The 12,875-nt window shown below is 42.1% G+C and carries 13 protein-coding genes; 4 read left to right on the top strand and 9 right to left on the bottom strand.

The annotated features are described in order from the left end of the window. Nucleotides 1–86 precede the first annotated feature (86 nt). The 3 genes from F3H20_RS04610 to ddlA form a co-directional block, all read right to left on the bottom strand. Nucleotides 87–2,006 carry a BglG family transcription antiterminator gene (locus F3H20_RS04610; protein WP_188128199.1) on the bottom strand — a complete coding sequence of 640 codons (1,920 nt, stop codon included), beginning with the start codon at nt 2,004–2,006 and terminating at the stop codon, nt 87–89. Between the two features lie 183 nt (nt 2,007–2,189). After that, nucleotides 2,190–2,348: a hypothetical protein gene (locus tag F3H20_RS19825; protein WP_188128198.1), complete on the bottom strand. Its 159-nt coding sequence runs from the start codon at nt 2,346–2,348 to the stop codon at nt 2,190–2,192. A gap of 222 nt (nt 2,349–2,570) precedes the next feature. Continuing rightward, the gene (gene ddlA / locus F3H20_RS04605) at nt 2,571–3,668 is read right to left on the bottom strand and encodes a D-alanine--D-alanine ligase (RefSeq protein WP_149733783.1); all 1,098 of its coding nucleotides are present in this window, start codon (nt 3,666–3,668) and stop codon (nt 2,571–2,573) included. 217 nt (nt 3,669–3,885) lie between these two features. On the opposite strand from ddlA, the gene F3H20_RS04600 reads away from it, so the two are divergent. Together F3H20_RS04600 and F3H20_RS04595 are read left to right on the top strand one after the other, a co-directional pair. Next, on the top strand, nt 3,886–4,224 hold the full coding sequence (locus F3H20_RS04600; protein WP_149733782.1) for a L,D-transpeptidase: 339 nt from the start codon (nt 3,886–3,888) through the stop codon (nt 4,222–4,224). A gap of 331 nt (nt 4,225–4,555) precedes the next feature. Next, nucleotides 4,556–5,443 (top strand): DMT family transporter, encoded by an 888-nt coding sequence (locus F3H20_RS04595; RefSeq protein WP_149733781.1) that lies wholly within the window; start codon nt 4,556–4,558, stop codon nt 5,441–5,443. A gap of 125 nt (nt 5,444–5,568) precedes the next feature. Here the strand turns inward: F3H20_RS04595 and F3H20_RS04590 are convergent, their stop codons facing one another. The 6 genes from F3H20_RS04590 to F3H20_RS04565 all read right to left on the bottom strand — a co-directional run bounded on the left by F3H20_RS04590 (nt 5,569) and on the right by F3H20_RS04565 (nt 12,035). Further along, nucleotides 5,569–6,003, bottom strand: coding sequence for an N-acetyltransferase (locus F3H20_RS04590; protein ID WP_149733780.1), 435 nt, complete (start codon nt 6,001–6,003; stop codon nt 5,569–5,571). A 200-nt stretch (nt 6,004–6,203) separates the two neighbouring features. Beyond that, the gene (locus F3H20_RS04585) at nt 6,204–8,222 is read right to left on the bottom strand and encodes a Na+/H+ antiporter (RefSeq protein ID WP_149733779.1); all 2,019 of its coding nucleotides are present in this window, start codon (nt 8,220–8,222) and stop codon (nt 6,204–6,206) included. Between the two features lie 334 nt (nt 8,223–8,556). After that, nucleotides 8,557–9,258: a VC0807 family protein gene (locus F3H20_RS04580; protein ID WP_149733778.1), complete on the bottom strand. Its 702-nt coding sequence runs from the start codon at nt 9,256–9,258 to the stop codon at nt 8,557–8,559. Then, on the bottom strand, nt 9,245–10,018 hold the full coding sequence (locus F3H20_RS04575; RefSeq protein WP_149733777.1) for a flavodoxin family protein: 774 nt from the start codon (nt 10,016–10,018) through the stop codon (nt 9,245–9,247). The genes F3H20_RS04580 and F3H20_RS04575 overlap by 14 nt, the downstream gene beginning before the upstream one ends. Before the next feature lie 23 nt (nt 10,019–10,041). After that, nucleotides 10,042–10,599, bottom strand: a complete 558-nt coding sequence (locus F3H20_RS04570; RefSeq protein ID WP_149733776.1) for a PadR family transcriptional regulator — start codon at nt 10,597–10,599, stop codon at nt 10,042–10,044. 230 nt (nt 10,600–10,829) lie between these two features. Beyond that, complete coding sequence (locus tag F3H20_RS04565) at nt 10,830–12,035, bottom strand: SLC13 family permease (RefSeq protein WP_149733775.1); 1,206 nt, start codon at nt 12,033–12,035, stop codon at nt 10,830–10,832. Nucleotides 12,036–12,223: 188 nt separating this feature from the next. On the opposite strand from F3H20_RS04565, the gene F3H20_RS19820 reads away from it, so the two are divergent. Beyond that, on the top strand, nt 12,224–12,595 hold the full coding sequence (locus F3H20_RS19820; RefSeq protein ID WP_188128197.1) for a hypothetical protein: 372 nt from the start codon (nt 12,224–12,226) through the stop codon (nt 12,593–12,595). A gap of 26 nt (nt 12,596–12,621) precedes the next feature. After that, nucleotides 12,622–12,875: transposase (locus tag F3H20_RS20405; RefSeq protein ID WP_188128196.1), on the top strand; the 254-nt coding region annotated here is incomplete at its 3' end.

Genomic DNA, 12,875 nt, shown 5'->3' with positions numbered 1-12,875 from the left:
TTCTAGTACTCTGTCATTAGATAAGGTTGCAAGGATGTTTAGGTGACGCAGCGTACTAGCCTCACAAGATTGCAAAAGTACCTTTACTAAACCATGAATTTTTCAGCTAATTTTTTTGTGAAATGATAATAAGACGGATCTTTTAATATGGCTTGTACCCCGTTTTCCTTAACCAAAAATTTAACCAGTTTAGGAAAGAATAGATCCCAAACTTCAAAGAATTCTTTTGCCACATTGATCAGCAATACGATCTGCACGCGCTTTTCATTCCAAATAATCGGCTCTTTTAATATTAAAACCGGGATAACGGTTTTATTCAGATCATTATGCAAAGAATGAGGAATTGCCAGTAAATTACTTAACTCCGTAGAACATAGTTGTTCCCGTTCTTTGACCGAAGCTTTTCCGATCTCATTCATCATTCCTTTTTGCACCATTTGATCGGTCATGAACTCTAAGACATCCCATTTGTTGGTAAAATCCATTTGGGGATAGAAAAACTCTTCACGAAAAAGCTCAAGAAGCAGATCATTATGAAAAACTTCCCTGTCCAATACCTTTTTCTCAATTAAAGCGATTTCATCCATGTTTAACAAAGATTTAATGTTTATTATTTTGTCTGATTTTATTTGCGGGAAAGGAATTGTCGTTAAAACCAGATCCACAGAGTTTATTACGTCTTCAGTTAATTTATAACCCGGTATGGTATCTATCACTTGTATCCGGTCTTTAAAATACTCTTGAATTCGTGCTTTCACTAACACTGTCGTTCCAATACCCGTTCCACAGACAAGAACTGCCTTCTTTGCAGCAACACAATGAGCATCCCCTCTTCGGCTAAGACCGGCTCCAAAATGTATGGCAATATACCCAATTTCATTTTCATTGACTTTAATATTTCTTTCCTGTTCAATCACCTTTGCTGCGATAGCCGCAATTTGAAAAGCAAGGGGATATTCTTTTTTTATTACATCCATCGCTTCATTACGAATATTCATGTGATTCTGCAAGCGTTTAATAGCAATATCAAGATGCAGGGAAAGCCAATGAATCAAGGTGTCATCCTGGGAAAAATTAATACCGCAGATTTTATTGACCGTATTCATTATGTTTTGAACCAACTGCTCCAAATTCATATCCAACTTGACAGTTTCAAGCTCCAAGTATTTTTTGCTGGTAATAATATGTTGTGCCAGATAACACGTTTCACTTAGATCAATATGCACTTCAAAATTCCGGTTAATTTCCCGGACAATATATTGCGCAACCTGAAACTCTTTAGTTGAAGAAATCTGCCTCAGTTGCTCTTCCTTATAATGAATCAGTTGTCCGGCCCCGGCCCGTTTTATTAAAATCGCAATATGGATTAATAAATTATCAATAGACAAATCTGTCAGGCCCAGCATATTATGCTCCAGCGCCTGCATCACAATATGCCTCATTCCGGCTATATCGATATGAGTAAAGATGGTCTGATAATATGGCTGCAGGCCGTCTTTGTACTTTGTAGAAATGTATTCGGAAATGGCATAGCGGATTTGCTGTTCATTCCCACAGATTTTCATGCCGCGGTTTTTATAATTAACAATCTTTAACTGGTATTTATATAAATACTTTTCCACATCTTTAAGATGGCTTTTTAAAGTAGAAAGACTGATATACAGCTTCTCCGATAGTTCCATTTGCGAAATACAAGTGTCCTGCAAGCTGTTAAGGATGAGTTGTTCTAACATGTAAAATATAATTTGTTCGCTTTCATTCTTTTGATCTAATTGCTTTCTTATTACACCAAACTTTTTTTCATCCAACACTTCTAACGAATAGCCGTTTTTAACTGAGGAATGTAATATGCAGCCGTTAAGTTCCAAATTGGCCTGAATGTATTTAATATCCCGTCTGATCGTGCGTTCGGAAACACCAATGAGCTTTGCCAGTTCATTCCCTGACAAACCCTGATTATGTTCTAATAGCAAGGATATAATCTGCGAGTCTCTTGCCTGTAACATATCCATCACCTCTAAATTAATTTAATTGTAGCAACAGAGTATTAAGCAGCATAGCCATAATATGTCCGGCAAAGCGGACATATTATGGCTATGTGCTATTAACTCTTAAATTAGAAAGGGTTAGTATTTCGGTAGATTTGCCGAAAACCAATACGGGGGCGCAAACCCGCGCATTCCTCCGGGTTATTCAACATATTCGTACAGTACAACACTTTCGATATGATTGACAAACCTTCTTAACTCCTTTGCCTGTTGCTTGGTAATCTCCCCATCCTCAAACACTTTGATGATTTCCGAACGCTCTACATCAATGCATGCTCCATTGGCCCGTCCCCTTTTCAATAATGACCGGTTAACACTTTTTTATCTATTATAGCAAAATTCACCACTCCCTCATACATGCTAGCTTGAAGCCTTCATCCATTGGATAATACGCACACTGTTTATGAAATGTAGGATAAGAATTAAAATGGGGAGCAGTATAGCAAAAATCAAACAGCTAGTTAGCACTGACGACTAACTAGCTGTTTGATTTATATAGACTTATCGTTTCATTTTCAATATTTACACCCGGTCGGTCTTCAGTTCCTTTTCATTGGCATGGCGCTCCAGCGCCAACTGGAGCAGGCGGTCGATTAAATCCGGATAGGCTATGCCGCTGATTTCCCACAGCTTGGGATACATGCTGATTTTGGTAAAGCCGGGGATGGTGTTGATCTCATTAATAACCGCCCGGTTATCTTTGGTCAGAAAGAAGTCCACGCGGGCCATCCCTTCACAGCAGAGTACCTTAAAGGCTTTCACGGCAACGGTTTGGATTTGCTTAATCACGTCCTCCGGCAGGTTGGCCGGGATTTCCAGAACCGCTCCATTTTCGTCAATGTATTTGGCCTCATACGAGTAGAATTCCTGCTGGGCTTTGATCTCGCCAATACGGGAAGCAATCGGCGCTTCATTGCCAAGTACGGCGCATTCCACTTCCCGGCCTTCAATAAATTCTTCAATCAGTACCTTGGTGTCATACTGGAAGGCCGCAGCCAGCGCCGCCTGGAACTGTTCCTCGTTTCGCACCTTGCTTACGCCAACCGACGAACCGGCATTGGCCGGTTTGACGAACAGCGGCAGGCCCAGTTCGCCGCTCACCTGACTGAACGTTAGGCCTTCCCGGTCCCATTTATGTACAACGATAAACTTGGCGATGGGAATTCCGGCATCCCGCAGCAACCGTTTGGCGACCTCCTTATCCATGCCGACCGCCGAGCCTAACACCCCGGCGCCAACGAAGGGAATCCCTGCCAGCTTCAAAAGCCCCTGCATGGTGCCGTCTTCGCCGCAGGCTCCGTGCAGTACCGGAAACACAACGTCAATATGGCTTGCCGGACCGCCGCCCAGCGGACTGATGGCCTGCGGCCCTTCCGCGCCGGGAACAAACATCATGTTTGTAGACGACTTGTTAAGAGCTATTAGCTTGGGATCATTTTCATTTAATAAAAAATGTGACCGGTCATTCAAATACCAGCGCCCGCTCTTGTCAATGCCAATCAGGGTAACCTCATATTTTTGTTTGTCAATTGCATCAATCACATTCTTGGCCGATTGCAATGAAACTTCATGTTCGGTGGATTTGCCGCCGAATAAAATTCCAACATTAATCTTACGCAAACCCGCACCTCCTATTACGCAATATTTCTATAGTGTATTCCTGGGCAGTAAAATTTATCCTGTCCGTTCTTTTAGTATATTCCTAAATTAACTGTCTTTGCTAGTCTTTTTGCATTTTTCCTTGAAGACAGTGTCCTCTTCACTTCACAGGAGGCTTCATTTATTATGCGCAAACAAACATAATGCTACATAGAATAATCATAGGGAGTGATGAATAATGGAAAAATACGTGGTAGTACACCTGACTACCCACCGTGCCTGTTATTTTGAAAATGACCAATTAATTAAGGAATATCGTGTAGGCAGCGGAAAACCGGAAACGCCTACACCGCCAGGCAGCTATAAAGTAATGGAAAAGTTGGTTTTTGAAAATCAGGGGGATATAGATTTTGGCTCAAGAAGGCTTGTTTTATCATCAGATAAGACATGTCTCCACGGCTCCTGGAACGGACCGGTAGAAGGATATGTTTCGGGCGGCTGTGTACGGATGTACAACCCGGATATTGAGGAGCTTTTTGAAAAAGTGGATGTCGGAACTCCGGTCATTATGATATAATATTGCTTGATTCCGATAATTGTCCTGCCAACCCACTAACAGCATATTAATGAAAATTACTCCGCCTTTCTTACAAGCGGAGTTTTCTTTCATTTACTGCCCCACAGTGATTTTACCAAAGTGGTATACCCTGCTTAGCCTTCGATAAGACAATGCACCCATATCATACTTACACTAGTACCTTATCAGCCTTAATCCAGTGGATACTGACGGTCTATTTTCCACCTCCCTCCTCCGTCTTGGGCTGCAAAATAGCCTCGTCATTCTCCTGCTATTTTAAGACTGACAAGGTACTGGCATCAAAATTACAATGAAATGAGATGACTACCGCATGAAAGATCAGCTAAAATTTATAACTGCTATGCTTGTTTTTGGCACTATCGGAGTGTTCGTTAAAAATATAAATCTGCCGTCACTGGATATTGCCTTTTTACGGGCTATCATTGGCTGTGTATTTTTAATATGTGCAGGCTTTATGATGGGACAAACATTTTCACCTATGCTCGTAAAGAAAAACATACGGATACTTTTACTGTCCGGTGCTGCCATCGGTTTTAATTGGCTATTCCTGTTTCAGGCTTATAAATACACAACAATAGCTAATGCGACACTGAGCTATTACTTCGCCCCTATGTTTGTCATGATGCTGTCTCCCTTGATTCTAAAAGAACGCCTTACCATGATCAAAATAGGTTGTATTAGTGCCGCTTTAGCGGGGCTTTTTATGATATTAAACGGCGACAATTCAGCCACCCTCTCTAACACACACTTAGTAGGCATTGGTTACGGCCTGGCCGCAGCAGCCCTGTACGCCAGTGTAATACTTATGAACAAGTTCATAAAAGGGTTATCCGGTTTTGAAACAACGCTGATCCAGCTTTTTATGGCGGGTCTGGTATTGCTTCCCAGTCTTTTTTATAATCAGGGAATTCCATTAGCTTCACTAAATGGACAAGTTGTACTCCTGATCCTGGTTGTCGGCATCATACATACAGGCTTAGCCTACCTGATATACTTTACATCCATGAAAGAAATAAAAGGACAAACCATTGCCATTCTCAGTTATATTGACCCGGTTACCGCGGTATTCCTCTCCGCAGTGCTGCTAGGTGAAGCCATGACCTATTCACAAATAATCGGTGGAATCCTGATCTTAGGCTCAACCTTTCTAAGCGAAACCGGCGAGGGATTGATTCAAAAAATAACAAAATCAGTTTAAACACCGGTGTCGCTCCTTCTTTGTCCGAGCTTAGCGATCACGTGCAGTTCTCGCTGTTTAGCCATTGATCGTCATCTTTTTTTATTTCCGAAGCGTTATATACTCCTACATCTGTACTGGTTTAATCATTCAATTCCATTCCAAACCATGATATATTCTTTGAATCCGGTACCTTCATTAGCTTGCTCTGTTTGAATTGTAAAGCCACATCGTTTATAAAACTCTACCGCACCCATGTTATCAACATAAACAGCTAATTCTAATGTAGGATATAACTTTTTACAATAATTAATTAGCTTTAGACCTATTCCTTGCTGCTGATATTCTTTAGCAACAAATAATGCTCCAATAAAAAAGCCCTCCATGATACTAATAAATCCTTTAATAATACTATCTTCATCATAAATAAATGTTTTCGCTATAGGCAAATAGCGTTCTCTCACGATACGCTCGCTATCAACCCAATATTTTTCCGGAATAAAATAGTGTGCATTAATCGTAGTATCTAACCATATTTTCATTACTTCATTCATTTTCGCTTGCTCAAATTCTTTTATCATATATTACCTCAAAGTTATAAATTTCAAATTGAAGACAGATTTTATATGGGAATGTCGCTTTAAATGTTCTCTTTTCTGGCATATAGAAAAAAAAATGAATTGTTGCCATAGAAGAAGCCCCTTCGTAATTATTCGCCGGGAAACCCTTCTGATGCGATTTTTTATTATTTTCCTTTTCCCGGCGAAATCATCCCTCCAGGTTACTCAACATATTCATACAGCACAACACTTTCAATATGATTGACAAATCTTCTTAGCTCTTTTGCCTGTTGCTTGGTAATTTCTCCAACTTCAAACATTTTGATGATTTCTGAGCGCTCTATGTCGATTACCAGCATGCGCAGGTCTTCCTTTTGCTGTTTTTTCTCTTCACTGCTTGGTCTAACCGGCCTCTCCAGTCGCTCGATCATTCGCCGATAATCCAGCATGACCGGATAAACCAGATGAGCCCGGTCATGTTCCTGGGCATAACTCTCCAAAAAATCATACGTGGCCTGCAGCGCCTTTAGCCGGATGTCATCGCTGATCCGTACTTTCGCGCCAGCCAAAGCTCCGGCTTTTTTACCGGAATGTCCTCTGTAACGCCTCCAGTTTCTGATCATCCTGCCGATGAGATATCTGACTCCGGAGTTTACATTGGCCGAAAGAGCTTCTTCCCGGCGGTCAAGTGACTTTTCAACTGACATAAACACCGCTTCACTCATCTCGCCCCTGGCCATGACCGCCTGTATATATTCCCTTTCTTTTTTCAATGCCATCAACCTTATTTCGGATATCTTTATATCACGCGTCATCGGTTCCGCTTGGAGATGCCGGAGCCTGATCTTATATTCATCAATCAGTTCATAAGCGGCGAACCGATTTTCCTCATTCATTTCCAGTCGAAGCTGTTTAATCGCTTCCTGCAGAATTTTCCTTTTCGCTTCATCTAACTCCATTTCTTCCCCGGTCTCCGCTGTACCGGCTTCTCTTTTGCTCAACACCGGTAAAAATAGGGTTGCCAAGATTAAAGTGAACAGAATGACGCCGGCTGCGAGAAAGAGAATAAGCGACCGCCGCGGGAATTGATCTCCATTCGCTAAAAAATAGGGTATGGAAAGAACACCTGCCATCGTAACGGCGCCCCGGACTCCGGTCAGACCGATCATCAGATTTGTCTGAAAATCGGGCTTAACAACCTCTTTCGTTTTACTGCCATAATAATATTCAACATAAAAAAAGAGATAGGACCAGACAAAGCGGATTCCCAAAATAATTGTTCCGATCAGAGCAGCATAGCCGATGAGCAGGTAATTGTTTATACTCGGATCTGCCACGGCTTCCGCCATGGAGGAAGGAATATTTAATCCTAATAACAGGAATACCACCCCATTTAGCACAAACAAAACGAGGGACCAGATGTTTTCTGTCAGGATCTGCTCTTCGGCGATCATGGTTTCCGTCCGTTCTCTCACCAGGGCATGAACAATCCCGGCTGCTACCACCCCGATCACGCCGGAAGCGTGCAAAACATCTTCCGTTATAAGATAAACGGCAAATGGCGTCATTATCTGCAGCAGCGAATGAAAGGTTACATCGGCGATCCCTTGTCGGCGCAGCGCAAAACGCAGCCAGGTTACCAGAAAACCCAATAGCAGACCGGCTATTGCCCCGGCCAGGAATTTATAGGAAAAATCCAAAATTGCCTCGTTCAGTAAAAAGTAACCTGTTACGACTGCCGTGATTGCGTAATTGAAGGCAACCAGGCCCGAGGCATCATTGATTAAAGATTCTCCCCGTACGAGTGACAATACCTTCTGGGGAATGTGAATCCGTTTGGCAATCCCGTTCACAGCCACGGGGTCCGTAGGCGATAAAATAGCCGCCAGGGCAAAGGCCGCCGTTAGCGGGAGGCCGGGTATCATCCAGTGAATAAAACAGCCGCCGCCTAATGTTGTTATAATAACCAGAATAATAGCATTGCCCAAAATCGGCAAGCGCATTTCCCACAATTCCTCCCGCGGAAAACGACTTCCGTCGTTATATAACAGCGGCGCGACAAACAGCAGCAAAAACCAGCCCGTTTCTATTTTAAATGAAATATCCTTAATGACAACGGCAAGCACGATGCCCATGGCGATTTGCGTAAGTGCTGTCGGGACCGACGGAACATAATGACTGACGATATTGGAAAATAGCAGACAGAAAAGCAGCAGCAATATGATGATTAATATATCCATTTCATTCTCCATTCCCAGCTATACCGGGGGATAACCCAACGGTACATGCCGTTCAACCGGCTCGTCCTTTTCAATGACAGGTTAACACTCATTTATCTTAATTTATTATACAAAATTGAGCACTTCAACATACATGTTAGGTTGGGTTCTTCGTCCGTTAAGCAGTAAGCACACTGTTTATGAAACTGTATGATACCGGATTAAAAGGAGAGCAGTATAGCAATAATTCAAACAGCTAGTTACCCCTGACTGAAGAACACCCCATTAGGTAAACAGCATGACATACTGTCTACCTAATGGGGTGCTTCCATACCGAAAGGAGTACTAACAACCGCTACGAGCCTTTCCCGTTAGCTGTAATCGGCATGGTAATGTTACCCTTTTTAAATTCGTGATGCCAATATTTATGCGGAAACTGGATCGAAAAGGCAATCAGGATTATATCTAAAGGCCAGCCAAGTATTGCCCGAATAGTGAATGCAAGGCCCGTATCAAGCTCCGGTGCAACATACAGGTAAAATAATCCTTTTGCAATATATGCGACTCCCCACGCAGCCGTTACCAATCTCCAACAGTTTCGGTAATACTTAGTTTCTTTAAATTCCTCCGTAAAATTGGTCGTTTTCGATTCTTCCACCATTATTTCTATAAAAGTTTTCTTGAAAGCCAAAGTTGCCATGACAAGAATTCCATAAAATTCACTTCGTATAGCTAAAGAAAGCCAGTACAAGCTACGGGAAACGTAAAACATGATAAACTCTACTACCGTAAAAACAATGGTCATCAAAGCAAATATGGATACCTTTTTATGTTGGACACTTTCCCAAACCGCTCTCATTATGCTCCATACTCCTGCGAAAAATATGCCGGCAAGAGGCTTTTCGTAATTTGCTAAAACAGAATAGCACAGTATGGGAATGGCCATGTCAACAAGCAGCGTTCGCACGGGAAAATGCCGGGAAAGCACAATATACCACGGTGCTCCTGCAACGTTTTTATCTGTCGAAATAAAAATCCCCCCTTCAAAATCCCTCATTGTTTTTTATTTGTTTGCTATTCAAAACATTGTCAAAATATCTATTTGCTTTTTGAATATAAACTTCATCAGGAATAAAGTTCTGTTCCAATAACCGCTTGGTTTCCTCAGATACACGTTGGCCTGAAGCAATTGCCCGGCCCGCGTTTTCTAAGCTTTTTAGATAATCGGCAATAATCGGACGTAGTTCGTCGGTATTGATACTTAGAAGACTTCCCTGAGCGGCGTAGAATTCTCCGAGTACTTCTGTCTTCATGTTAAGTGCCGCCCTGTTGACCCAGTGGGATATCACCTGAAAATGGGATCTTTCCGAAAAACCGCAATTAGCTATCATGACAAGCTTCGCCGAAGGCGTGTCTACATTTTTTAAGTGCCGGCATTCTCCATTCGATACTTTTTCAAAATGAGGATCCCCTTTGACGATCATGCGATCCATAAAATCCTTCAGCATACCGGAAATGTTATCAAAATAAAGGGGAGTAGCCAACACAAAAATATCTGCGCCTTCGCAAAGAGCCAATATTTCACCCATAGCATCCTTTATCACACATTGACCGGGTGTGATAAGCCAGCAGGCCAGGCAGCCTCTGCAATGCTTTATGTCCTTTTCCGCCAGAAAGATATTTACCGTTTCAGCCCCTGCCGCTTGTGCTCCCTTTAAAAAAGCACTGACCATGACATCGGTATTGCTGGCCTTACCTTTGGGGCTACCGTTGATAGCTACGATTTTTTTTACTTGACTCACCTCTTGCCATTTCATCTATTTAACATAATCTAAACCCTTTATTCTTTACTCCGCTTTATTTCCTCCACCAACTGCAGACATTCTTGTGCCCATTCAATGGCTGCTTCCGTTGTTTTGACGCCTCGTCTAAGTGTCATATACCAAAACACAGCACCGGAATCTCCTTTTTTTTGGTGTTCCTTAATCTGGGCTTCCGTCTCTTTATATGAATTAAGTTGATCTTGCTGTTTACGCATAAAGCGTCGCAGTTCATATGCCAAGTCGGCTGGATCAATGTGGGAGGCAAAAAAAATTCGCGCCAAAAATTCACTTCGTCCTGCTTCTTCCATCGTTTCGGGAAACTCCTGCAGCCAGCGTCTGAATACTTCCGTTCCCGCCTGTGTAACGGAATAGATTTTTTTATCAGGCTTACCTTCCTGCGGTTCTATGATGGAGGTTACCCACCCTTTTTTCTCCATGGAACTAAGTTCACGATAAATCTGGCTCATATGGGCATTCCAAAAATGATTGATGGACGATTCAAATAGTTGTTTAAGTTGGTATCCTGTCATAGGGTTAAAAGATAATAAACCCAATAGGGTGTGATTTAAAGCCATGCCATGCCCTCCAAAATTGGAATTAACTTCACTTTTATATTAGCAAAGTTATATATAACTTGTCAAATATATTTTCATAGAATAGCGTGGACAAAGAAAAAGAGTCAACGAATAAAAATCCGTTAACTCTTTAATATCGCAAGCCACTCTTCCATTAGTTAAATTAGTGTTACCAAATCAACAATATCGGCATAGGGTTCCTATCAGGAAACGGTATATCTTCAATTATCCTAAACAGACACTGCAATTAACGTTATGCATGATGTTAATACTGTGATAGGAAATCCAATTTTTATAAACTCCCAGAAGCCTATATTTATTTGTTCGCGTTTGGCAGTTTCTGCGACTATAAGATTTGCCATCGATCCTGATAGTGTCAAATTTCCTGCAAACGTTGAAAACAAAGCTAGCGACTTCCACCAAATATCTACTCCGACAGCCGGTGCGAAAAACTTCAATAACAATACGGCTGGAACATTACTAATTAGATTGGAAAGAAAAATTGTAATTAACCCCAGGGAATAAAAACTGTGGACATTTAGAGTAAGTACGTTCTTCATTGCCCAATCAACGGCGCCGTTATGTTGTAAGCCGCCTACTACTATAAATAACCCAGCGAAGATAAGCAATAAACCAAAATCAATATTCTCATAAATTTTAGCAGGATTTAGTTTTTTAGTTATGAGCAAAGTCATTGCGCCAAGGCTTGTACTAACCACTAAGTCTCCGCCAAAAATATATGCACAAACAACAAGCAATAAAATGACCAAACTCTTGCAAATATGATATCTATCATAATGAAAATCATTTTCAATTTTAAAACTTATAGTTCCCACAAGCTCTTTTTTATAAAACAAGGCAATTAACCAATAGCATATAAGCAAACCTATCAATGCAATGGGAACTGCTGTTGAAAAATACGAGATAAATGAAATCTGTGACAGGTTTGCTATCAATATATTTTGCGGATTGCCAAGTAAAGTCGCAGCACTACCAATGTTGGAAGCAATGGCTAAGCCTAATAAATGCGGTAAGGGGGCACATTCTCCTTGCCGGCAAACAAGTAATACTATGGGGGTTAATAACAAACAGACAATATCATTGATACATATGGCTGACAGAATTCCGCTAATCCCGATAACGACTAAAAGTAATTGCCGTTTCGTTGATACTTTATTTGATATGCATTGGCCAAGCAATTCGAAGAAGCCAGCTACCTTTAAATTGGCGATTACAATCATCATAAAAAACAAAATAGTTAATGTCCTAAAGTCAATTGAGCTTAAAGCCTGGGAAAAAGTTAGGTTCCCAAGATTTATTGACAATATAGATGCTATAATAGCCGCACCGATTCGGTCAATTGAGAAAAAAGGGCTTTTACCAACAGAAAAGACAACAAGGATGAAGGCTAAAATCAATCCTTCTTTTAAAAACATGTCATCCCCTCCTCTCTTAATTTTTTGGAAAACCGCATTCACCAATTGTAGATGAATGCGGCCATTCATGTTAAAGATATTACATCAATCTTCCGGTACTTCTCCTTTTTCTGGCGGAGCAACCGGATGCATGGGCGGCTCCACTTCTTTCAAATGTGGCGGAGCGGGATGATGCGGAGGCGGTGGCGGTGGTGCCATATGATGCGGCGGCGGGGGCGGCGGTGCCATGTGATGCGGCGGCGGAGGCGGCGGTGCCATATGATGCGGGGGCGGGGGCGGCGGTGCCATATGATGCGGTGGCGGAGGCGGCGGTGCCATATGATGCGGTGGCGGGGGCGGCGGTGCCATGTGATGCGGTGGCGGTGCCATATGATGCGGGGGCGGAGGCGGCGGTGCCATATGATGCGGTGGTGGTGGTGGCGGTGCCATATGATGCGGTGGTGGTGGCGGTGCCATATGATGCGGTGGCGGTGGTGGCGGTGCCATGTGATGCGGTGGGATTTTTTTATCTTGGAGACTATCCCGAAAACTGTGTAAACCTCCAAGATGGTGTAAAATAGAAGCACCGAACTTGGAGGTTTTAATTATGGTAAAAAGAAAAATCACCCCGGAACGACGAGAACAAAGAAAGAAATTACTAGAACTGCTACAAAGAGCCGGAATTAACGATGTTGCCGGAGTCCAGGAACTGTTTAAGGAAATGGTAAGTACCGTTTTAGAAAATGGACTGGAAGGCGAATTAGATGATGAATTAGGCTATAGCAAGTACGATTATCGTAATAAGGAAACCGATAATAGCCGTAACGGCTACAGCGAAAAAACACTAAAGACTAGCCTGGG

The organism is Propionispora hippei DSM 15287, assembly GCF_900141835.1.
GTDB classification, from domain to species: domain Bacteria; phylum Bacillota; class Negativicutes; order Propionisporales; family Propionisporaceae; genus Propionispora; species Propionispora hippei.
This window is presented reverse-complemented; position numbering and strand designations above follow the sequence as displayed.